Below are 22,882 nucleotides of genomic sequence, written 5' to 3'. Positions count from 1 at the left end.
AGGGCGCATGACCGAGGCAACCGCCGTTCACGCGCCCGCAGCCCATGCCGACTGGCCGCTGCGGCCCTGGGCGCTCGCCGTCCTGCTGGGCGTCGCCGGGCTCGCCGTCCACCTGCTGTCCGACTGGAACGCGGCCGACATGCCGCCGTGGCGGGCCGCGCTCGCCGCCGCTTTCGTCTTCGGTCCGCTGGCGCTGGCCTTCACCGTCGAGCGTATCCGCTGGCAGGAGCCGCTGGTCTTCGCCGGGCTGGTCGCGCTGGTCATGGCGGGGATCGCCTGGCGTGTGACGAGCGCGGGCGACCGCTATGCCGACGAGCCTTTCTGGGTCGCCGCCGGGCTGGTCGCGATCACGCTGGCCCTGCCGCTGTTCCAGGCGGGGTTCCACCGGCTGCGCTGGCGGACGGCCTACGACCAGACCCACTTCCATGTCTGGACCGATGCCATCAGCGGCGCCGGGGCGCTCGCCTTCACCGGCGTATCGTGGCTGCTGGCGGTGCTGCTCGCCGCGCTCTTCTCCGCCATCGATATCGACTTGGTCGAGAACGTGGTCGACGAGGCCTGGTTCGGCTGGATCTTCTCGGGTGCGGCATTCGGCGCCGCTCTGGGCGTGCTGCGCAACCAGTTGAAGATCATCGGCACGCTGCAATCGGTGGTGATGCTGGTGTTCTCGATTATCGCCGTGCCGCTGGCGGCCGCGCTGGCGATCTTCCTGCTGGCCGTGCTGGCAAGCGGTATTGCGGTGCTGTGGAATGCGACCGAAAGCCCCACGCCGCTGCTGCTGTCGGTGGCGGTGGCGGGCTTCGTCCTGGTCAATGCAGTGATTCGCAACGCCGATCACGAAGTCAGCGCCAATCGCGTCTTGCGCTGGGCGGCCTTGGTGCTGGCGCTGGCGATCTTCCCGCTGGCGCTGCTGGCGGCAGTCTCGACCGGAACGCGGGTCGCCGAATACGGGCTCAGCCCCGAGCGGCTGTGGGGCATCGTCGCGGTCGCGGTCGCGGTCGCTTACGGCATGGCCTATTTCATTGCACCGATCCGCGGACGACTGATCGGCTGGATGGACCGCGTCCGCACCGCGAACATGCATCTCGCGGTGGCGACATGCGGGCTGGCCTTCGTGCTCGCGCTGCCGCTGTTCGATTTCGGTGCGATATCGGCGAGGAACCAGATCGCCCGGCTCGAAAGCGGCAGGGTTGCGGTGGACGACTTCGACTTCGACGCGCTGCGCTGGGAATTCGGCGAGGCCGGGCGCGAAGGACTGGCGCGGCTGGCGAAGGGCAGTGATGCCGAGGTGGCAGAACTCGCTGCCGGTGCCCTCGCGCAGGAAGCCCGCACCTATCGGGATGTCGAGAGAGGCACCGAGCGCAACGAGCGGCTCGCGAATTTGCGGATGCAGTTCGAGGACGAGACGCTGCGTCGCCACGTCGAGAACCATGTGCGCGCCTCGCCGTGGCGCTGCGACAACCCTTGCGTGGCGCTGGATGCCGGGGCCGGCAACAATGGGCGGCGCAGGGTCGCCCTGGTCGAGGACGGGCGCATCGCCTGGGAAGAGTTCGATCTTGCCGGGCCCGCCGATCAGACAGCTGTAACGGCAGCCCGCGAAGCCGCGATCAGGGCGGAGTTCGACGCTCCGGATCAGCGCGCGGGATCGCAGGTGGAAATCCGCGAATGGACCGGGCGCCGGGTCTATATCGACGGCCAGCCCGCAGGCGATCCCTTCGAATAGCATTGCGCTGCAGCATCGCTGCTTGAAGCGGGCCGCGCGCGCGGCTAACGCGCGAGCATGTCAGTCACACGCGAAGAAGTGGCCAAGATCGCCTCGCTCGCCCGCATCAAGATGGGCGATGACGAGCTCGATACGATGGTCCCCGAACTCAACAATATCCTCAACTGGGTCGAACAGCTGGGCGAGGTCGATACCAGCGGCGTCGAGCCGATGACCGCGGTCATCCCCAACACGCTGCGCCTGCGCGACGATGTCGTCGACGCCGACCCGCTGACCGCTGGCGGACGGCGCGAGGATGTGCTGGCCAATGCCCCCGCCGCCGAACACGGCTTCTTCGGCGTGCCCAAGGTGATCGAATGAAAAGCCACGCATTTTCATTCGATCATCCTGAACAGCGGCGAAGCCGCGCGTGTTTCAGGATCCAAGAACAGGAACGCAGCTCTTTAGGGGACGACACCGTGAATGTGGCGAAATGGACCCTGAAACAAGTTCAGGGTGACGAAGCATGAGCGAACTGACCGATCTCGGCGTCAAGGCGATCCGCGATGGCGTGGCGGGCGGCAGCTTCACCGCGCGCGAAGTGGCGGAAGCCTTCAACGCCGCCGTGGCCGAAGCGGCCGACCTCAATGCCTTCATCGTGACCACGCCGGACCATGCGCTGGCGGCGGCCGATGCCGCCGATGCCAAGCGCGCCAAGGGCGAGGATCTGGGCATCATGGGCGGCGTGCCGATCGGCATGAAGGACCTGTTCGCCACGAGGGGCGTGCAGACCACCGCTGCGAGCCATATTCTCGAAGGCTTCACGCCGCAGTACGAAAGCACTGTCAGCCAGAAGCTGTGGGATGCGGGTGCGGGCATGCTGGGCAAGCTCAATCTCGACCAGTTCGCGATGGGTTCCTCGAACGAGACCAGCTATTTCGGCAATGTCTCCTCGCCGTGGAAGAAGAACGGCACCAATGCCGCAATGAGCCCGGGCGGTTCGTCGGGCGGTTCGTCCAGCGCGGTCGCCGCGCGGATCGCGCCCGCTGCCACCGGCACCGATACCGGCGGTTCGATCCGCCAGCCCGCCGCCTTCACCGGTATCTGCGGGATCAAGCCGACCTATGGCCGCTGCAGCCGCTGGGGCGTGGTAGCCTTCGCCTCCAGCCTCGACCAGGCGGGCCCGATGGCACGCAGCGTCGAAGACTGCGCGATCATGCTCGAGGCCATGGCCGGTTTCGATCCCAAGGACGCGACCAGCCTCAAGCTTGACGTGCCGCAGTGGGAAGCGGGCCTGTCGGCAGACCTCAAGGGCAAGAAGATCGGTATCCCGAAGGAATACCGGATGGACGGCACCGACGAGGCCATTCTCAAGAGCTGGGAACAGGGCAAGGAATGGCTGCGCGATGCGGGCGCCGAGATCGTCGATATCTCGCTGCCGCATACCAAATACGCGCTGCCCGCATATTACATCGTCGCGCCTGCCGAGGCCTCGAGCAATCTCGCGCGCTATGACGGCGTGCGCTATGGCCTGCGCGACCTGCCTGACGGGGCGGGCCTGCAGGACATGTATGCCGCCACCCGCGCCGCCGGGTTCGGCGACGAGGTCAAGCGCCGTATCCTGATCGGCACCTATGTGCTGAGCGCCGGCTTCTACGATGCCTATTACACGCAGGCGCAGAAGATCCGCACGCTGGTGAGCCAGGACTTCGAGCAGGCGTTCGGCCAGTGCGACGCGATCCTCGCGCCGACCACGCCGACCGCCAGCTTCCCGCTGGGTTCGCTCAATGAAGACCCGCTGACGATGTATCTCAACGATGTCTTCGCCGTGCCGGCATCGCTGGCCGGCCTGCCCGCGATGAGCGTACCCGCCATGGTCAATGACGACGGCCTGCCGCTCGGGCTGCAGATCGTGGGCAAGCCCTTCGACGAACAGGGTGTGCTCAACACCGGCCTCGCGATCCAGCAGCGCGCCGGGTTCGACGCGCAGCCGGAGAAATGGTGGTGAACGAGGCCATCTTCACGCTGGTCGCCGCGGTGGCGGTGCTGGGCGTGATGGCGCTGCCCGCGATCCTGTCCAAGCGGATCAACCACGGCGAGGCGCGGTTCAAGAGTGACAATGGAAAGCCTAAAGACGATGAGTAACTACCGCATCCAGGGCGCAACGGGCGAATGGGAGGTCGTGATCGGCCTCGAGGTCCATGCGCAGGTCACCTCCAACGCCAAGCTGTTCAGCGGCGCGTCGACCGCCTTCGGTGCCGAGCCCAATACGCAGGTCAGCCTCGTCGATGCGGCAATGCCCGGCATGCTGCCCGTGCCCAATCGCGAGTGCATCCGCCAGGCGGTGCGCACCGGCATGGCGATCGAGGCGCAGATCAACCAGTGGTCGCGGTTCGACCGCAAGAACTACTTCTATGCCGATTTGCCGCAGGGCTACCAGATCAGCCAGCTCTACCACCCGCTGGTGGGTGAAGGGCAGCTGCTGATCGATGCCGACGAGAAGGCCGGCATTCCCGAGGACAAGGTCATCGGGATCGAACGGATCCATGTCGAACAGGATGCGGGCAAGCTGATGCACGACCAGCATCCGACCATGTCCTATGTCGACCTCAACCGCAGCGGCGTGGCGCTGATGGAAATCGTCTCGATGCCCGACATGCGCAGCCCCGCCGAAGCGGGCGCCTATGTCCGCAAGCTGCGTTCGATCCTGCGCTATGTCGGTTCGTGCGACGGCAATATGGAAGAGGGCTCGATGCGCGCCGACGTCAATGTCAGCGTGCGCAAGCCCGGCGGCGAGCTGGGCACCCGGACCGAGACGAAGAACGTCAACTCGGTGCGCTTCGTGATGCAGGTCATCGAATATGAAGCCAACCGCCAGGTCGACGTGATCGAGAATGGCGGGAGCGTGGACCAGGAAACGCGACTGTTCGATCCCGGCACCGGCACCACCCGGACCATGCGCAGCAAGGAAGATGCGCATGACTACCGCTATTTCCCCGATCCGGACCTGCTCCCGCTCGAACTGGAGGACAGCTTCATCGAGGAATGCCGCGCCTCGCTGCCCGAACTGCCCGACGCCAAGCGCAAGCGGTACGAAAGCGAACTGGGCCTGACGCCTTACAACGCGCGCGAACTCACAGCCGAGGTGGAAACCTTCGCACGGTTCGAAACGCTGCTTGCGGCGACCGCTGCCAAGATCGGCAAGAGCGAAGCCAAGGTCGCCACGCAGGTCGCCAACTGGGCGCTTTCGGTCGCGCCGGGCGTGGTCAAGTCGCTGGGCGATAAAGCCGACATGGCCAATGCCACTGCCGCAGCGCAGGCCAGCATCCTGGCGATGCAGGACAAGGGCGAGATTTCCGGCGGACAGGCCAAGGAAATCTACGAAATCGTCCTCAAGGACGGCGGCGAGCCCGAGACGATCGCCGATGAAAAGGGCCTCAAGCAGGTCTCCGATACGGGGGCGATCGAGGCCGCCATCGAGGAGATCCTCGCGAACAATGAGGACAAGGTCGAACAATATCGAGGCGGCAAGGACAAGCTGTTCGGTTTCTTCGTCGGCCAGACGATGAAGGCGATGCAGGGCAAGGCCAACCCCGCGGTGGTCAACCAGATCCTCAAGGACAAGCTGGGCTGAACCGTCCCGGCGCCTGATCGACGAAACGAACGTGGTCCGCTAGGCCGGGCCGCAGTCACGAACACGGGCTGTCGGAGCGATCCGGCAGCCCAATTTCGTCAGGCGCTGTCGCCTGCAAGGTAGGGGCGTACCAGTTCGCGCACGTCGACCCGCGCTGCGAGCCGCGCCGCGAGCAGCGCGGTGCCGCTGATCTTGCGCTGGACGAACAGCGTCTCGACCGGGGGGATGTGCCAGGTCGACCGGTCGGCGGCCATTTCCATCCCCTGTTCGCGCAGCACTTCGATGAAGCCGCGGTCGCCGAAGTCGAACGGGCCGGGCCGGTTCATCTCGGTCACCACGATGTCGATCATCCGGTCGACCAGCGGGCGGTGACGGGCAATGGCTGCCTCGCCCAGGAAGCCCGCTGCCTGCGCAGCTTCGCGCACCGCGTCGCGGTCGCCTGCGAGCCCGGCGGCAAGCAGCGTGCGATAGCCTTCCGCGGTCGCGGGATCGACATCGCGCGTCGCCCCGAAATCGAGCAACACCAAGCGCCCGGTGTCGGGCTGGAAGCGGTAGTTGGCGAAATTGGGATCGGTCTGCATCGCGCCGAATTCGAACAGCTCGCGTAGCACCAGCGCGATCAGGTCGCGCATCGCCGCATCGCGCGTCTCCTGCGGCGCTTCGCCCAGCGCCTCGATCGGCTGGCCGTCGATGAAATCCATCGCCAGCACGCGTGCGGTGGTCAGTTCGTGCAGCGGGCGCGGGACGATGTAATCGGGGTGTCCGTCCAGCCAGTCGGCAAAGCGCGTCATCTGCGCCGCTTCGCGTTCGTAATCGGCTTCCTCGTGCAACTGCCGCTTGGCTTCGCCCAGCAACGGCGCAAGGTCGAGCTCGCGCGGCAGGACGCCCGATACGCGCAGCAGGGTCGCGACATTGTCGACATCGGAATCGATGCTTTCGCGAATGCCGGGATACTGGACCTTGATTGCCACTTCGCGCCCGTCGGGCAGTGCCGCGCGGTGCACCTGCCCGATCGATGCCGCGGCAATCGGGGTGGCGTTGAAGCGCGCGAAGCGGCGCCGCCAGTCGGGCCCCCATTCCGCGTCGAGCACGCTGCGCAATTGCTGCGGCGGCATGCGATAGGCCTGCGAACGCAATTGCGCGAGAATGGCAGTGAGTTCGGCGGGCAGCATGTCGCCCGCATCCATCGAGATCATCTGGCCGAGCTTCATCGCCGCACCGCGCAGATGCGACAGGCGATCGGCCAGGCGGCCGACATTGCCCGGGGTCAGCAGCAGGTCGCGCATCCGCGGGCGCTCGCCGCGGGCCAGCCGCCGGGCGCCTTCGCCCAGCATGCCCCCGGCAACCCCGCCGGCGAGCCGCCCGAAGGTGCCCAGCCGCGCCGCGCGGCTGCTGGGAATCGCGCGGTGCCGCGGCTTGGGAGGGTCGCTGTCGTCCATGCTGTCCTTCTTCCAAGCCCCGGTGCGGGTGGAAGTTCCGTCCGCTGGCTCAGGCAGGCCAAAGAAAAGGGCGCCGGGATCGCTCCCGACGCCCCTTGCGTCACGGACCGGGCCGATCAGCCCTGGCGTTCGCCGGTCAGCGGCATGTCGCCGAAAGCGCCCGCATTGACGGTGCCGGTCATCTGGTCGCCGTTGACGGTGGCGGTGCAGTTGAGCGTCATCGGCATGGGGACGGTCATGTCCATCTTCCACTTGAGCGTATCGCCTTCGATCGTGCCGTCGGTGATGTCCATCGAGCCCATGCCACCGGCCATCGAGCCGGTGAAGCTGTTGCCGTCGTCGCTCGGCACGACCGTCAGCGTGCCCTTCTGGTCGCCCATCGGGCTCTTCACGACGGTATCGTAGGTACCTGCTACGGACATGGAAATTCCTCTCTTCGCTTGGGGGTTCAAAGTCCCATTTCAATCGGGCCTGCTGACACGAATGTCAATTAGTCGGTTCCCGCCATTTCGATGCGTTCGACTGCCAGGCCGAGCTGTTCGAGTTGCGGTTCGACGACCGTTGCATCGCCCACCACGACCCAGACGAAACGATCGGGGTCGATCGCTGCGCGGGCTGCGGCATCGAGGCTGTCGGTGGTCTGCGCGCGGAAACGATCGGCGATCACTTCGTAGTAATCGTCGGGCCGCCCGTAGAGCGCATTGGACTGCATCGCGCCGAGGATCGCGCCCGAGGTTTCGAACTGGCCGGGCAGTTCGCCGATCTCGGCCGTGACGATCCGGGTCAGCTCCTCGTCGGTGACGCCGCGCGTATCGAGGAATTCGCCGGTTTCGCGGATCAGTTCGGCCAGCGCATCGCCGGTGCGGTCGGCCTGGACGGGCGCGCGCACGGTATAGGCGACCGCGTTCTCATTGGTCAGCGGGGCGCCGCGTACGCCATAGCTCCAGCCCTTGGTCTCGCGCAGGTTCATGTTGAGCCGGGCGAGGAAGTTGCCGCCCAGCGCGTTGTTGGCGTTGAGGAAATCGACATAGGTCTCGCCGCGCGGATCGACCGGAGTCAGCTGCCCGCCATAGATATAGCTCTGCGGCGAATTGGGCCGGTGGACCAGCACGATCCGGCTTTCGGTGGCTGCCTCGGGCGCGTCGGCGAAGCTCTTGGTGCCCTTGGCCGCGGCGGGGGCTTCCCAGTCGCCGAACACGCCGTTCAGCGCACCCACGATTTCAGCCAGCGGCCGGTCCGACACCACGAAGATTTCGCCATTGTCGGGGCGGATCCAGCGGTCCTTGAAGGCGGTAATGTCCTCGCGCGTGATCGCGGTCAGCGATGCGACGGTCCCGCTGTCGGGGCCGGCATAGGGGCTGTCGGCGCCGTAGATCAGCGGTGCCGCAGTGCGCGCGGCGATGGCCGCGGGCGTGCGCAGTTCCTGTTCGACGCTGGTGATGCGCTGCGCGCGGACCCGGTCGATTTCGGCGGGGTCGAACGCCGGGTTGCGCACCATGTCGGACAGCAGTTCGAGCGAGGGGACGAGATTGGCCGACAATGCGGACAGCGTGAAGCTGGACCGGTCGGCACCGCCACCGAGCGAGATGTTCGCGCCCAGCCGTTCGCTGGTTTCGGCGATCTCGCGCGAGCTCATGCTGGTGGTGCCTTCCTCGAACAGGCTGAGCGAGAGGCCTTCGAGCCCGCGCATGTCCGCCGGATCGGCGCTGCTGCCGGCGTCGAAGGACAGCGTGACATAGGTGGCGGGAATGGCGTCGCGCTGCGCGTAATGCAGCGTCATGCCGTTCGCCAGCGCGGTGTGCTGCACCTCGGGGAAGTCGAGCTCGGCAACCAATTCGATCGGCGGCGCGGGGCGGACTTCGGTCACGGTCAGGGCATCCGGCGCGCCAGCTTCCGCGGCGGTCTCGGTTTCGGCGACGCTCGCCGCCTCTTCGTAGGACCCGTCGCGCTCGCCCGGTTCGAGCACCAGCGTGAAGGACGGTCGCGTCAGCCAGCGCTGCATGGCCGCCTGCACTTCGGCGGGCGTCAGCGTGGCGAGGATTTCGAACTGGCGGGCGTAGAAGGCAGGATCGTCGGCCAGCACTTCGCCCGATGCCAGCGTCACGGCCTTGCCGCCGAAGCCGCCGACCTGTTCGAGCCCGCGGATCGTGTCGGCAACCGTGCTGGTCGCCGCACGGCGCACTTCGTCTTCGGTCGGGCCTTCGGCGATGAACTGGGCAACCAGTTCGTTGAGCCGGCGTTCGACCTCGGCTTCCTCGACGCCGGGACGCGCGGTCGCGGAGACGTTGAGGATGCCGACGCGCTGCCAGGCGTAGTTGCCGGCCGAAACGCTCACCGCCAGCTGCTCGTCGCGCACCAGCGTGTTGTCGAGCCGGCTCGACGACAGCCCGCCAAGGATCTGCGCGCCCACGGTCAGCGCCGTCAGTTCGCGGTCCGTGATGCCCGGTGCGGTCCAGTACTTGTCGATGCTGACCGCTGCGACCTGGTCGCGCATTACCGTGCGGACGTCTTCGGCAAGCTCGGGGATGGCGGCGTCGGCCGGGTCGTTGACCGGGCCGCGCGCGATCGGGCCGAAATATTTCTCGACCAGCGGCCGAGCTTCTTCAGCCGACACGTCGCCCGCCAGCACCACGGTGGCGTTGTTGGGACCGTATTTGTCGCGGAACCAGCTGCGGACGTCGTCCATGCTGGCGCTGTCGAGGTCGGCCATCGAGCCGATCGGCGTGTGGTCGTAGGGATGCGGCGCGGGGAACAGCGCCTTCACGATCTCGTAGAACACGAGGCCGCCGGGCTGGTTGTCACCCTGGCGTTTCTCGTTCTGCACGACGCCGCGCTGGTTATCCAGCTTCTGCTGCGTGACCGCGCCGAGCAGATAGCCCATGCGATCGCTTTCCAGCCACAGCGCGCGTTCGAGCGCGGGGCGGGGCACGGTCTGGAAATAATTGGTGCGGTCGAAATTGGTCGTGCCGTTGTAATCGGTCGCGCCCATTTCCTGCAGGTACTGGAAATAGTCCTGCGGTGCGTTCTCGCTGCCGTTGAACATCAAATGTTCGAACAGGTGCGCGAAGCCGGACTTGCCTTCGGGTTCGTCCTTCGATCCGACATTGTACCACACCGCGACGGCCACGATGGGAGCCTTGCGGTCGGTGTGGACGATGACGTCGAGCCCGTTGTCGAGCGTGAACTTCTCGAACGGGATGTCGACCTGGTCGACCAGCGCGGTCAGTTCGGCCGGCGCGGCGGTATCGGCTGCGGCCACGGGGGCATTGGCCTGCGCGGTGGCGGCAATCGCGGGGGCCGCGGTGCCCAGCGCGAGGGCGAGGGCGCTTACGGTGAGGAGGGGCTTGATTTGCATGGTACCTCGATCGGGTTTTTGAATCTCGTCAATGCGAGCAGGCTAACGGGTCAGCGGCGATTGGTCACGGTTTTCCGCGACGCCGCATTGGCCAGGACGTCCTCGCGCCAGAAGTGGACGGGCTTCAAGCGGTGCTGGACGAACAGCGTAGACTGATCGGCATAATGCGGGGAAGCTGGCCGGGTGGTGGCCGAACCGAACGGCTGGATCGAACGTGAGGCGACCCGCTCGCCGGGCATCCATTCGACCCACTGGATGAAGCTGTCGCCATGCCGCACCGAAAGGCGTCCATCGTCGTCGATGTCCCACAGCGTCGAGGCGCGCAGCGTGTCGGACCCGCCGTCGAGAGGCAGGTCGACGTCGCCCTGGCGCAGGCGCAGCAGCTCGCCCATCGGCGGGTCGATGCGGCCGAAGTGGCGCAGCAGGTGGTCCACCGAGCGCTGGAGCTCCGCTTCGGCATCGGGCCAGGGGTCGTTGCTGTAGCTCGACCCCATGAAGGGGCGGATCATCAGCAGCGCGAGGCTGTCGCCCCGGCCGATGTTATCCGCGTTCAGGTCCCATTCGCCGAGCAGGCGCTGGGCAGCCAGCAGGTCCGGATCATCGGTCCGTATCGCCGCGACGTCGCGCAGCATTTGGGCGATATAGCCGCTGTTCTCATAGGCGGTGTCGTATTTGATCCGCTCCAGCGCGGCGCGGTCGAGCACCTCGGCCTCAGCCATCAACTTCGCCCCGCGCGTACCGCGATTGGTGTCCTTGAGCTCGATCCCGAGTTCGGGTGGGAAGTCCCCGGGCGACAGATTGCTGCCCGCTCCCGCATCGAGGAAGGGGTTGTTGTTGGCTTCCACCAACCAGCCGCTGGCGGGGTTCACATAGCGCGGCAACTGGTCGTAGCTGACCGATCCGCGGGTGATGAGGTCGCTGCGGTCGCCAGGCAGGATGCCGCGCCAGTCGATCCGTTCGCCGCCGACGGTGGCCGGGCGGGCAGGGATCGCGGCATTGTAGATATTGGCGATATTGCCCGCCTTGTCGGCATAGATGAAATTGGTCGAGGGGATGTCCATCCGCGCGAGGATGCCCTGCCATTCGTCGAGCGATGTGGCCTTGTTCAGCCGGTAATAGGCATCCAGCTGACCGAGATTGCCCATCCCGCCGTAGCGGATGGCGAAAGCGCCCTTGTCGTTCTTGATCACCGGGCCGTGCGCGCTGCGGTAGATGTCGCGGCGGATCGGCAGCACCACGGGGCCGAGACGCACCGGCAGCGTTACCGTGCGCTGTTCCAGCTCGCGCCATTCGCCGTCGAGGCGGTAGCGCGTGCCGCTGTCGTCCAGCACCAGCTGATAGACATCGACCATGTCGGGCGTGTTGACGGTGTTGGTCCACCCGAGGTCGGCATTGTGCCCCAAGAAGGGGAAGGGGCTGCCGGGGAAGTTCGCTCCGGCGAAATGCCAGCCCTCGCCGCTTTCGACGACCAGTTCGTACCATGCGACGCCGCCGCGCCAGGGCTGGTGGGAATTGGAAATCAGCGTCGTGGGGCCGCCCGATTTCTCGGGCGTCACGGCAAAGGCGTTCGATCCCGAGAACGCGGCCTCGTCAGCGTAGGGCAGCGGGGCGGGGTTGCGGGTACGCGGCGTATGGCTGGTGCGAACGATCGGCGCGGCATCCTCGCCGGGCGCGGGCTGCCCGGCACCGGGTATCGCCGGCCCCTGTTCGCGCTTCAGCGGCGTGCCCGAAACCAGCGGTTCGATCACATTGCCGAGGCCGAAGAAGAACGGCTGGCGCAGGGCGAAGCCGGCCGCCACGTCGACGCCGTCGACGGGGAAGAGGTTGGCCAGCTTGCGCTCGCCCGGATGCGCGGCGGCGAAATCGTTGAGGCCCGCAGCATAGGCGTCGAACAGCGCGCGCGTGTCTTCGGGCAGCTGCGGGTAGTCGCGCTCGGCGAGGCCGCGCGCGTCGAGCAGGTGATAGGCATAGTCGAACGCCGCCCCGTCCTGCCCGGCGATCGCGCCATAGCGCCCGCGGCTCATCGCGATGACGTCCTGAAGGGTGGAGAAATCGTCCTCCGAATGCGCGATAGCGACGCCATAGGCGACATCCGCGTCGGTATCGCCATAGATGTGCGGAACGCCGAATTCGTCGCGGATGATTTCCGCGGTATAGGTGCGGTCGGCCAGCGCCAGGGCGTCGCGCTTGGCCCAGAAGGGTTCCCACGTCGCCAGCGCGATGAATATTGCAAGCACCAGCACGAGCAGCGCAATGCCCGTGCGCCCCAGCCATTTTTTCATAGAAATGCGTCCTCTCTTGCAACTCGGTTAGCGAGCAGGACGGGCGGACGCAATGCGATTGGGCAAAACCTTCCCGCGGCTGTTCCCCGTTCCAGATTCGGCCCGCTAACCAGCGCGCAGTGACAGCACAGATCACCATCGGACACGATTCTTCCGGCAAGCCGGCCGAATTCGATATCGAGGAACTCCTCGCCACCCGTCTGCTCGTCCAGGGCAATTCGGGCAGCGGCAAGTCGCACCTGCTGCGGCGCCTGCTCGAAGAGAGCGCGGGCATGGTGCAGCAGGTGGTGATCGACCCCGAGGGCGATTTCCCCTCGCTGGCGGACAAGTTCGGCCATGTGGTGATCGACGGGGCGGCCTATTCGCCGGGTGAGATCGAGGCGCTTGCCCGCCGCATCCGCGAACACCGCGCCAGCGTGGTGCTCGATCTCGACGGGCTCGAGGTCGAGCAGCAAATCCGCTGCGCCGCGCAATTCCTCACGGCGCTGTTCGATGCGCCGCGCGAACACTGGTATCCCGCGCTGGTGGTGGTCGACGAAGCGCAGATGTTCGCCCCTGCCGCGGCAGGCGAGGTGGCGGAAGACACGCGGCGGATGACCATGACCGCGATGACCAACCTGATGTGCCGCGGGCGCAAGCGCGGGCTGGCCGGGATCGTCGCCACCCAGCGGCTGGCGAAGCTCGCCAAGAACGTGGCGGCCGAGGCCTCGAACTTCCTGATGGGGCGGACCTTTCTCGACATCGACATGATCCGCGCCGCCGACCTGCTGGGGATGGAACGGCGCCAGGCGGAACGGATCCGCGAGCTCGAGCGCGGACATTTCCTTGCGCTGGGCCCCGCCATCACGCGCGTTCCGCTGGCAGTGAAGATCGGTCCGGTGCAGACGGGCCAGCAGGCCCGCAGCGAAGGGCTGATGGCGCTGCCCGACACCGCGCCCGAAGACATGGCGGCGCTGCTCACCACCGACCTCGCCAGCGATGTCGCCAAGGCGCCGCCGCCGCCCGCGCCGCCGCCGGCCCCGCCGGTGGACGAGATCGAAACCAGCATCGCCGCGGCGGAGGAACGCCAGGTCGCTCCGCGCAGCGAGCCGGTCGATACCACGGCGGTGGCGACGCGGATCGCCGAGATCATTGCCGAGCTGGCGCGCGAGGAAGGGATCGCCTTCCAGTCGGCCAGCGCGCAATACCAGACCTTCCTCACCCGCTGCCGCCGCGAGCGGCTGATCGGGCCGATGCCCGACATGCGCGCCTTCCGCCGCCGGTTCGCCGTGGCCGGCGCCGGGCTGGCCGAGCTCGACGAAGCGCTGCAGGCGCGGATCATGCAGCTGGCCGGTGCGGTGGAAGAAGACCTGCTCGGCCCGTTCCTCGTGATCGCCAAGGCCGCGCATGCGGGCGAGACGCAGGTCGACGAAGCGGCGCTCGCGCGTGCCTATGGCACCAGCTCGCCCGGCCGTATCCGGCGCCTGCTCGATCATCTCGAGCGGCAGGGCCTGGTAGTGGTGCGCGAGGATTTCGGCGGCGACCGCACGATCATGGTCCCCGGGCTCGAACCGCTTGCCGACGGTTGATGCCGCGCCGCGGTCTGCATAGACCGGGACGATGGACTATGCCGATTTCGCCCATTTCGCCGCGCTCGACATCCGTGCGGGCACCGTGACCCGCGCCGAACCCTTCCCCGAAGCCCGCCGCCCGGCAATCAAGCTGTGGGTCGATTGCGGCCCCGACATCGGCGAACGCAAGAGCTCCGCGCAGATTACCGAACATTACACCCCCGAAGGCCTCGTCGGGCAGCGGGTGATGGCAGTGGTCAACTTCGCGCCGCGCCAGATCGGTCCGGTGATGTCCGAGATCCTCGTGCTGGGCTTTCCCGACGCCGACGGGGCGATCGTGCTGGCGCAGCCCGGATCTTGCATTCCCGACGGCGCCCGGCTGGCCTGAATTTGTCGCCCGGCGGCTTCACAAGCTGCGCGGCACCCCTATATCCGACTAACACACCTCGTTTATTTGCAGCGAGGTCTTGTGTTGCATAATCGCAACACCATATTCGGACGGTAATTTGTGATTGGGGTGTTTGCATGAATCTCGAAAAGTTCACCGACCGCGCCAAGGGTTTCCTGCAGGCTGCGCAGACCGTTGCCATCCGCTTGAACCACCAGCGGATTTCGCCGTCGCACCTGCTCAAGGCGCTGCTCGACGACGAACAGGGCATGGCCGCGCAGCTGATCCAGCGCGCGGGCGGCAATCCGGGCGTGGCGATTACCGAAGTCGACAACGCGCTGGCCAAGGTGCCGGCGGTTTCGGGCGGCGGGGCGCAGGCGACCCCGGGGCTCGACAATGACGCGGTGCGCGCGCTCGACAGCGCCGAACAGCTGGCGGAAAAGGCCGGCGACAGCTTCGTGCCCGTCCAGCGGTTGCTGCAGGCGCTGGCACTGGCCGACAATGACGCCGGTAAGGCGCTGAAAGCGGCGGGGATCGACGCCAAGGCGCTTGAGGCCGCGATCCAGGAAGTGACCGGCGGCCGCACCGCCGACAGCGCGGGCGCGGAAGAAAGCTACGACGCGATGAAGAAATACGCCCGCGACCTGACGCAGGCGGCACGCGACGGCAAGCTCGACCCGGTCATCGGCCGCGACGAGGAAATCCGCCGCACCGTGCAGATTCTCGCGCGCCGGACCAAGAACAATCCCGCGCTCATCGGCGAACCCGGCACCGGCAAGACCGCGATCGCCGAAGGCCTCGCGCTGCGTATCGCCAATGGCGATGTCCCCGACAGCCTCAAGGGCCGCACTCTGATGGCGCTCGACATGGGCTCGCTCATCGCCGGCGCGAAGTACCGCGGCGAGTTCGAGGAACGGCTCAAGGCGGTGCTCGACGAAGTAAAGGGCGCCGAGGGGCAGATCATCCTGTTCATCGACGAAATGCACACGCTGATCGGTGCCGGCGCAAGCGAGGGCAGCATGGATGCGGGCAATCTGCTCAAGCCCGCGCTCAGCCGCGGCGAACTGCATTGCATCGGCGCGACCACGCTCGACGAATACCAGAAATATGTCGAGAAGGACCCCGCGCTGCAGCGGCGCTTCCAGCCGGTTTTCATCGACGAGCCCAGCGTCGAGGACACGGTATCGATCCTGCGCGGGATCAAGGACAAGTATGAACTGCACCACGGCGTGCGCATCACCGACGGCGCGATCGTCGCTGCGGCGCAGCTGTCCAACCGCTATATCCAGAATCGCTTCCTGCCCGACAAGGCGATCGACCTGATGGACGAGGCCGCCAGCCGCATCCGCATGGAAGTGGAGAGCAAGCCCGAGGAAATCGAGAACCTCGACCGCCGCATCATCCAGCTGCGGATCGAGGAACAGGCGCTGCAGAAGGAAACCGACACCGCGTCGAAGGACCGGCTCGAAAACCTGCGCAAGGAACTGTCCGAACTCGAACAGCAATCGAGCGAGCTGACCACGCGCTGGCAGAACGAACGCGACAAAATCCACGCCGAAGCGCGGATCAAGGAAGACCTCGACCAGGCGCGGATCGAACTCGAACAGGCGCAGCGCGGCGGCAACCTGCAGAAGGCGGGCGAGCTGCAATACGGGCGAATCCCCGAGCTGGAGAAGAAGCTCGCGGAAGCCTCGGGCCACACCGATAATGCGCTGCTCAAGGAAGAGGTCACCGAAGACGATATCGCCGGTGTCGTCAGCCGCTGGACCGGTATTCCGGTCGACCGGATGATGGAAGGCGAGCGCGAGAAGTTGCTCGACATGGAGAACATCCTCGCCAAGCGGGTGATCGGCCAGAGCCAGGCGATCGACGCGGTGTCCAAGGCCGTGCGCCGCGCGCGCGCGGGCCTCCAGGATCCGGGGCGCCCGCTGGGCAGCTTCCTGTTCCTCGGGCCGACCGGCGTGGGCAAGACCGAACTGACCAAGGCGCTTGCCGGCTTCCTGTTCGACGACGACAGCGCGATGGTGCGCATCGACATGAGCGAGTTCATGGAGAAGCACGCGGTTGCCCGGCTGATCGGCGCGCCTCCAGGCTATGTCGGTTACGAGGAAGGCGGCGTGCTGACCGAAGCGGTGCGCCGGCGCCCCTACCAGGTGGTGCTGTTCGACGAAGTCGAGAAGGCGCATAGCGACGTCTTCAACGTGCTGCTGCAGGTGCTCGACGACGGGCGGCTGACCGACGGGCAGGGCCGCGTGGTCGATTTCAGCAACACGCTGATCATCCTGACCTCGAACCTCGGCAGCCAGTATCTCGCCAATATGGACGACGGCCAGAAGGTCGAGGATGTCGAACCGCAGGTGATGGACGTGGTGCGCGGGCATTTCCGACCCGAGTTCCTCAACCGGCTGGACGAGATCATCCTGTTCCACCGCCTTGCGCATGAGCACATGGCGCCGATCGTCGATATCCAGGTCGCGCGGGTGCAGAAGCTCCTGAAGGATCGCAAGATCGTGCTCGACCTGACCGAGGCGGCGAAGAAATGGCTCGGCCGCGTGGGTTACGACCCGGTCTATGGCGCGCGCCCGCTCAAGCGCGCGGTGCAGCGCTACGTGCAGGACCCGCTGGCGGACATGATCCTCGCCGGCAAGGTGCCCGACGGCGCAAAGGTCGCGATCGACGAAGGCGACGGCGAACTGGCGATGACGATCACCTGACCGCGTCGGACCCGATGCGGAAACGAAAAAGGGCCCCGGTTTCCCGGGGCCCTTTCTTTTAGGATTCCGATCTGGATCAGAAGCCGAATGTTGCGGCTACCTTGAAGTAGCGACCCATGATCCCGTCGAAATAGGTGGTCAGGCCACCACCGGTCGGCGCCGGGTAGGGCGCGCTACGGTCGAACAGGTTCTCGACGATGAAGCGGAAGGTGAAGTCGTTTTCGGTGCGGAAGCTGATGCCAGCGTCCATGTAAACGATTTCGTCGCGCTCGAAGAACTGGTACGAGGTCGGTGCCGCATCCGGATCAACGACGTTTTCGCCGATGTACTGGATCTGCGTGAATGCGCCGAAACCGTTGTTCTCGTAAGTCACGCCGACGGTAGCCTGGTGCTTCGAATAGCCCGGGCTTCCACGGAACGTCGAGAGATCGCCCGTCCCGACCTGCTGCTCGAGCTTGTCGATGTACTGGTACGAACCACGCAGGCTGATGCGGCTGTCAGCGCCGAGGAACGGCGTTGCCTCGGTCCAGCGCAGGTCCGCAATCACACCCTGGTAGTCATAGGATGCGACATTGAGGTAGCCGGTGCGGATGAATTCGACCTGGCCCGCCCCGTCGCGATCGATGCGATCGCAAGCCGAGTTGGGGAAGTCGTTGGCATCGTAGCATGCTTCCAGCGTGCCTTCGGCGTCCACACTCTGGATCGCACCTTCAAGAGCGATATCGACCCAGTCGACCGACAGGGTCAGGCCCGGAGCGAAGGTCGGTGTGAAAACCGCACCGATAGTCCAGCTGTCGGCCGTTTCATTCTCGAGTTCGGTGTTGCCCGAAAGCGAACCGCGCGTCGTGAAGTCGACGATGTTCGAGGTGAAATTGGCCGGCAGTCCGTCCGCAGCACAGTTCGCCGCACGCTGGGCCGGGTTCGGTCCAGCGTTGATGAAACGTGCATCGCACGGATCGTCCGCGGTGGTGAAGATCGCGCTGTTCGGGTTGAACAGTTCGGTGATCGCAGGTGCGCGGATCGAACGGGTGAAGTTGCCGCGGATCGCGAAATCTTCAACCGGCTTCCAGCGCCCGCCGGCCGTCCAGGTGATATCCCCGCCGGTGAGCGAGTTATCGACGTAACGAATGGCGCCCTTGGCTTCGAGCAAGTTGACGAACGGAACGTCCATCGTCGGCGAAACAAGCGGGATCTGGAGTTCGCCGAACACTTCGTCGGTGTTGTACGAACCTGAGACCGGATCGATCGGGATCGAGCGACCGAACTGGGTGCGCGGTGCATCCGGGTCGGCCGGGTCGGGCTGGCCGAAGAAGAACGCACCCGGATCGAAGTCCGCCGATTCGTCACGGTGCTCGTAACCGATCGAGAAACCGACCGGGCCGCTCCAGATATTGAACAGGTTGCCGCCGATGGTGGCGATGAAATCATACTGTTCGTTGGTCGCGGTCGGGTTGGCGATAGTCGTGACGTAATCCGCCACGGCCTGCGTGTTCTGGTTGCCGAACGGGTTGAACGGGGCGCAGATGTCGCTGATCGTCGCGATCGGCGAACTGTCTGCTCCAGCCGGGCAGCCAGCCAGGGCGTTCTCGAAGTTCTGCTGCACCAGTTCGCGGCTGCGACCCTCGGTACGCGAACGACCGTAGAGGCCCGAGACTTCCCAGTTCAGATTGCGCGAACCGAGGTAGAAATCGCCACGCAGACCGGCGACAACACGATAGACTTCGACTTCCGACGAGCCTTCACCGGCGATCAGGTCGGTGTTGGCGCGGCCGAGGTAGAAGAAGTCCTGGCCCGCGGGAAGCTGCGCGCCAATAGTTGCACGGGCTTCGTCCGACAGGAACGGGTTGCTCAACGGCACGATCAGATTGCCGTCGGGCGTGCCCGCATCGTCGAACAGCCAGGTGTTGTAAACCGGCTGCGAGCGCAGTTCGGTACCCTTCGAATTGGCGTACTGTCCTTCGAGGAAGGCCGTGATCGAATCGGTTACGTCGTAGGTAGCGGTGAGCGCGCCGAGATAGCGCTCGACCGGCGAGAGCAGGTTCGAGACCGGGAGAAGGCTGAAGCCGTTGCCGCCGGCGGAGTTCACCACACCGTAGCGTTCGCCGAAGTCCAGCGGCGTGAGGTTGCCATTGGCATCGAACACCAGCGTGTTGCCGCTGCCGTCGGTGATGTCGAAGCCGAAGCCGGGGACGATATCGATCGTCGTGGGAGCGCCGAACTCGCTGAGGATCGGGATACGGCGGTCGCTGATGACGACGTTGTCGAACGGCGAGTTCGGATCATTGGGAGCTGCGTAGAACAGGCCCTGTGCCGTGCGCTCGCGATCAGTGTACAGCAGACCTTCGGTGTTGTTGTACTCGACCGCTGCAACCACGTTGCCGCGACCATCGGCGAAGCTGGTCCCCACCATGGCGCCCAGACGGTATTCCTGCGCATCGCCTTCCTCGGCGATACCCATCTGCGCGTCGAAGCGGACGCCTTCGAAACGGTCCTTGAGGATGATGTTCACGGTGCCGGCGATGGCATCGGCACCGTAAATCGGTGCGCCGCCGACGGCGATGGTTTCAAGACGGTCGACCATCAGCGTGGGGATCGTGTTGAGATCGACCTGCGAACCGGCTGCCACGGGGCCGAAGATCGAAGCGGTGTTCGAGCTGACGTAGCGGCGGCTGTTGACCAGCGTCAGCGTGCGCTGCGAGCCCAGACCGAAGAAGTTGATGAAGCTCTGGCCCGAACCGAAGGAACCCGACTGGCCGCCGACCGCGCTGCTGGCGGGCGGACCGAAAGCGGGCTGTTCGTTGAGCACTTCGCCGACATTGGTCAGACCGCGTTCTTCGATCTGGTCGGCGTTGACGACGATCGAGGGCTCGAGCGTGTCGCGGTTGGGGCGGCGGATACGCGAACCCGTCACGACGATGGCATTATCGGCCTCGGGAGCGGCTGCGGCCTGTTCGTCGACGATGGTGTCGTCGGCATCCTGCGCGAAGGCAGGTGTCGAAACGGCCAGGGCGGCGATACCCGCGCTCGTGAAGAGCGCAAGCCGCCGGCCCCGTGCGAACGGGGGGGTGGAGGTCATGTTGTGGTTCCCTGATTGCGACCGTGCATGATTGCACGCGTGCATGAGAACCAAAACTTCCGAACGTGGCAATGCTTTAGCTTCCGTAAGGGAAAACTCGCATGAGGTTTGCCCCGAACTGCAATGAAAATGACACATCATTTGCTACAGAGACATCCATCTGCACGACAATCACCGGTCCCGACCGTGCGCCGCGGCTTGTCGGCGGGCTGCGATCTGATAGTCTCGCGGCGGTTCTGACGCCCACGCTTTCTAGGAAATCAATGCATGCTGCTTCGTCCTGATCGTCTGGCCTCATCACGCGCAGGTTCGCGCACGATGGGCAATCGCTCCTGGTACATGGCCGCGGCTTCCGTTGGGCTTGCAGCGATATGCACCCTGGCGTTCCCGGCAGTGACGTCGGCGCAGGACGCGCCCTCCGAGGCACTGCTCGACTGCCGCGCCATCGGCAGCGATGACGAGCGGCTGGCGTGCTACGACCAGGCGCTCGACACGCAGTACGGGGTGGACGAGGAGTTGCAGGAAAAGCGCCGGCAATACCGGCGCGAACGGTTCGGCCTTCCGGTGGATTCCTCGGGGTCCCGGATGGCCGAACTCACCGCGACGATCGCGGCGGTGGATGCGAACCTGCGGACCGGGCAAACGACGATCGCGCTCGACAACGGACAGGTCTGGCAGGTGCTCTCGAGCGGCGGTCTGCGGGCGCGCTTCCGCGTCGGGTTGGAGGTGACGATCAGCGAAAGCGCTACCGGCGGATATCGCGTGCGAATTGCGGACAAGACGGGGTTCAAGGGCGTGACCCGCGTCCGCTGAGGGCAGGCCCACCGCACCATGATCACAGATCAGGATATCCTGCAGGATGCGGAATGGCTGCCGCATCGTTATGACGAGACGAACGGCAGCTTCCGCTTTCGGCATGTCCCGCGCGACGTGCAACGCGAGGCCGCGTTCCTGACCGACGAGCATCTGCCGGATACCGGAGCGGAACGCGTCATACCGCTTGAACGGATCGACCGGCGGGCCCTGCCCGCAGCTCCGATCCACTTCGTGTTCCATTCGGCCTATTGCTGTTCGACCCTGGTTGCACGCATGTTCGATGCCCCCGGCTATTCGATGGGGCTGGTCGAGCCGGTGGTGCTCAACGACGTCGTCGGTTGGCGGCGGCGAGGGGCGCAGCCGGAAAAGATCGCCGCGGTGCTCGATATCGCGCTTGCCCTCCTCGCGCGGCCGTTCGGCGATGACCGCGCGGTCGTGGTCAAACCCTCTAATATCGTGAACTCACTCGCGCCTGCCATCATGGGTCTGCGCGCGGATGCGCATGCGATCCTGCTGTATGCGCCGATCGAAGACTTCCTCGCCTCGATCGCGGTAAAGGGTCTGTGGGGACGCCGCTGGGTGCGACAGGCATTGATCGGCCAGATGCAGGATGGCGTTCTGGCGCAGCAATTCGCGCCCGATGAGATGTTCGAACTGACCGATCTGCAGGTCGCCGGCCTGGGCTGGCTTTCGCACCATTCAATTTACCGGAAAATGCAGGACCGGTTCGGCGCCGGGCGTCTCGGGATCTGCGACAGCCGCAGCCTGTTGGCGGAACCGGCCGAGACGGTGACAAAATTCTTCGCTCGCTTCGAATTGCACCCCGGCCCAGAAGATAGCGCGGCCATCGCAGCGGGACCGGCTTTCACGCGAAACTCGAAGGAATCGACGTCCTATTCCCGCAGCGACCGCGAGCGGCAAATCGCCGCGACGCGCGAGGCCAACAGCGACGAGATCGCCAAGGTCGCCGAATGGGTGAGGGTGGTGGCGGATGGCATCGGGCTTGATATCGCGCCGCCGCCCTCCGTCTTGCGCTGAGGCGCAGGCCTCAGGTGGCGCCGTCGTCGCGGTCCAGGACGTCCCACTGGCCACTCGCCGCGCCCCTCACGATCGAGCGTGCGAGACCATTGCCCTGACGGGCTGCGGCCAGCCACTGCTTCTTCGTCATGCAAACTTTGTTCTTGATTGCACGCGAACGAACGCTGCGGACGGTCTTGCAGATCATCCTGTCGCTGGTCTTGGCTTTCTGTTCGGTAACCGCTTCCGCTTCGGGGGACTGATCTTTCGTTTCGCCTCCCTGGGCCGAGAGGCCAGCACCAAAGGGCAGCACAAGCGCTCCGAGCACCATCGTTGCTTTTTGGAAAGGCAGTCTCGTCATAGATAGGTCCTCCTGTTTCGCATCCTGCCGGCCGAACCGGGTTTGCTCATCATAAGACCCCGGGGAGCCTTCGCTCAGGATCACGCCGCTCGCCATGCACGGTGTGAGCCCGAAACTCAGTTCGTGATCAGCCCGGAAGAATTCTTCTCCGCCATAGCGCTCGCCAGGCTTCGGCCTTCGCGTGCGACGCGTGCCCATTCCCGATTGGTCAGGCAGACACGGCGTTTCTTGGCGCGCGAGCCAATGACGGACTCGGTCCGGCATACCGTATAGTCGGGATGTCGCTTGTCGGTGATCTGCGTCTTGTCATCTTCTTGGCTCTTTGTTGCGCTGTCCTGCGCAGCGGCGGGCGCGGCCAGAACGGCTAGCGGAACCAATGTAATGGCCAACAACTTGCGCAAACGTACCTCCCATCAAGATTGACGGTAGCCTAACACAACAAGCCGGTAAGTCAAAACCCGTAGCAGGCCGGTGCGTTTGCGCGGATATTGTCGTCCCGGCCGATCGGCGAAGTCGAATACGGCCCGCACAAACAAATGGGGGCGGCG

At 65.6% G+C, this 22,882-nt stretch carries 17 protein-coding genes; 10 read left to right on the top strand and 7 right to left on the bottom strand.

Going from position 1 to position 22,882, the window contains the following annotated elements; genetic code table 11:
* The first annotated feature begins 7 nt into the window (after positions 1–7).
* The 5 genes from SJY12_RS07615 (at position 8) to gatB (ending at position 5,336) form a co-directional block, all read left to right on the top strand.
* Complete coding sequence (locus tag SJY12_RS07615) at positions 8–1,723, top strand: DUF4153 domain-containing protein (RefSeq protein ID WP_397504962.1); 1,716 nt, start codon at positions 8–10, stop codon at positions 1,721–1,723.
* A gap of 57 nt (positions 1,724–1,780) precedes the next feature.
* Positions 1,781–2,083 carry an Asp-tRNA(Asn)/Glu-tRNA(Gln) amidotransferase subunit GatC gene (gatC, locus tag SJY12_RS07610; RefSeq protein ID WP_063513054.1) on the top strand — a complete coding sequence of 101 codons (303 nt, stop codon included), beginning with the start codon at positions 1,781–1,783 and terminating at the stop codon, positions 2,081–2,083.
* A gap of 145 nt (positions 2,084–2,228) precedes the next feature.
* Positions 2,229–3,710, top strand: coding sequence for an Asp-tRNA(Asn)/Glu-tRNA(Gln) amidotransferase subunit GatA (gatA, locus tag SJY12_RS07605; RefSeq protein ID WP_397504960.1), 1,482 nt, complete (start codon positions 2,229–2,231; stop codon positions 3,708–3,710).
* On the top strand, positions 3,707–3,847 hold the full coding sequence (locus tag SJY12_RS07600; protein WP_156488953.1) for a hypothetical protein: 141 nt from the start codon (positions 3,707–3,709) through the stop codon (positions 3,845–3,847). Before gatA ends, SJY12_RS07600 begins: the two co-directional genes overlap by 4 nt.
* Entirely contained in the window at positions 3,840–5,336 is a 1,497-nt protein-coding gene (gatB, locus tag SJY12_RS07595) for an Asp-tRNA(Asn)/Glu-tRNA(Gln) amidotransferase subunit GatB (RefSeq protein WP_397504959.1), read from the top strand. Before SJY12_RS07600 ends, gatB begins: the two co-directional genes overlap by 8 nt.
* Positions 5,337–5,434: 98 nt before the next feature.
* Here gatB and SJY12_RS07590 read toward each other — a convergent pair whose 3' ends face one another.
* From SJY12_RS07590 to SJY12_RS07575, 4 genes are all read right to left on the bottom strand, one after another.
* Complete coding sequence (locus tag SJY12_RS07590) at positions 5,435–6,775, bottom strand: ABC1 kinase family protein (RefSeq protein WP_397504958.1); 1,341 nt, start codon at positions 6,773–6,775, stop codon at positions 5,435–5,437.
* Positions 6,776–6,891: 116 nt separating this feature from the next.
* Positions 6,892–7,197 (bottom strand): hypothetical protein, encoded by a 306-nt coding sequence (locus SJY12_RS07585; protein WP_050600802.1) that lies wholly within the window; start codon positions 7,195–7,197, stop codon positions 6,892–6,894.
* Between the two features lie 68 nt (positions 7,198–7,265).
* Complete coding sequence (locus SJY12_RS07580) at positions 7,266–10,130, bottom strand: M16 family metallopeptidase (RefSeq protein WP_397504957.1); 2,865 nt, start codon at positions 10,128–10,130, stop codon at positions 7,266–7,268.
* Positions 10,131–10,180: 50 nt separating this feature from the next.
* Entirely contained in the window at positions 10,181–12,412 is a 2,232-nt protein-coding gene (locus tag SJY12_RS07575) for an acylase (protein ID WP_397504956.1), read from the bottom strand.
* Positions 12,413–12,531: 119 nt separating this feature from the next.
* Here SJY12_RS07575 and SJY12_RS07570 point away from each other — a divergent pair, with 119 nt between their 5' ends.
* From SJY12_RS07570 to clpB, 3 genes are all read left to right on the top strand, one after another.
* A complete protein-coding gene (locus SJY12_RS07570; protein ID WP_397504955.1) occupies positions 12,532–13,980 on the top strand; it encodes a helicase HerA domain-containing protein in 1,449 nt (482 codons plus the stop codon).
* Between the two features lie 31 nt (positions 13,981–14,011).
* On the top strand, positions 14,012–14,350 hold the full coding sequence (locus SJY12_RS07565) for a tRNA-binding protein (protein ID WP_397504954.1): 339 nt from the start codon (positions 14,012–14,014) through the stop codon (positions 14,348–14,350).
* Positions 14,351–14,487: 137 nt separating this feature from the next.
* On the top strand, positions 14,488–17,064 hold the full coding sequence (gene clpB / locus SJY12_RS07560) for an ATP-dependent chaperone ClpB (RefSeq protein ID WP_397504953.1): 2,577 nt from the start codon (positions 14,488–14,490) through the stop codon (positions 17,062–17,064).
* A 76-nt stretch (positions 17,065–17,140) separates the two neighbouring features.
* On the opposite strand, the gene SJY12_RS07555 is transcribed toward clpB, so the two are convergent.
* Positions 17,141–20,140: a TonB-dependent receptor domain-containing protein gene (locus SJY12_RS07555; RefSeq protein WP_397504952.1), complete on the bottom strand. Its 3,000-nt coding sequence runs from the start codon at positions 20,138–20,140 to the stop codon at positions 17,141–17,143.
* 267 nt (positions 20,141–20,407) lie between these two features.
* On the opposite strand from SJY12_RS07555, the gene SJY12_RS07550 reads away from it, so the two are divergent.
* Together SJY12_RS07550 and SJY12_RS07545 are read left to right on the top strand one after the other, a co-directional pair.
* Positions 20,408–20,953 (top strand): hypothetical protein, encoded by a 546-nt coding sequence (locus tag SJY12_RS07550; protein WP_397504951.1) that lies wholly within the window; start codon positions 20,408–20,410, stop codon positions 20,951–20,953.
* 18 nt (positions 20,954–20,971) lie between these two features.
* A complete protein-coding gene (locus SJY12_RS07545; protein WP_397504950.1) occupies positions 20,972–21,994 on the top strand; it encodes a hypothetical protein in 1,023 nt (340 codons plus the stop codon).
* 10 nt (positions 21,995–22,004) lie between these two features.
* Here the strand turns inward: SJY12_RS07545 and SJY12_RS07540 are convergent, their stop codons facing one another.
* Complete coding sequence (locus SJY12_RS07540) at positions 22,005–22,418, bottom strand: hypothetical protein (RefSeq protein WP_397504949.1); 414 nt, start codon at positions 22,416–22,418, stop codon at positions 22,005–22,007.
* 32 nt (positions 22,419–22,450) lie between these two features.
* Entirely contained in the window at positions 22,451–22,735 is a 285-nt protein-coding gene (locus SJY12_RS07535; RefSeq protein ID WP_397504947.1) for a hypothetical protein, read from the bottom strand.
* Positions 22,736–22,882 lie beyond the last annotated feature (147 nt).

This window comes from Qipengyuania sp. R86523, assembly GCF_044596365.1.
Lineage (GTDB): Bacteria > Pseudomonadota > Alphaproteobacteria > Sphingomonadales > Sphingomonadaceae > Qipengyuania > Qipengyuania citrea.
This window is presented reverse-complemented; position numbering and strand designations above follow the sequence as displayed.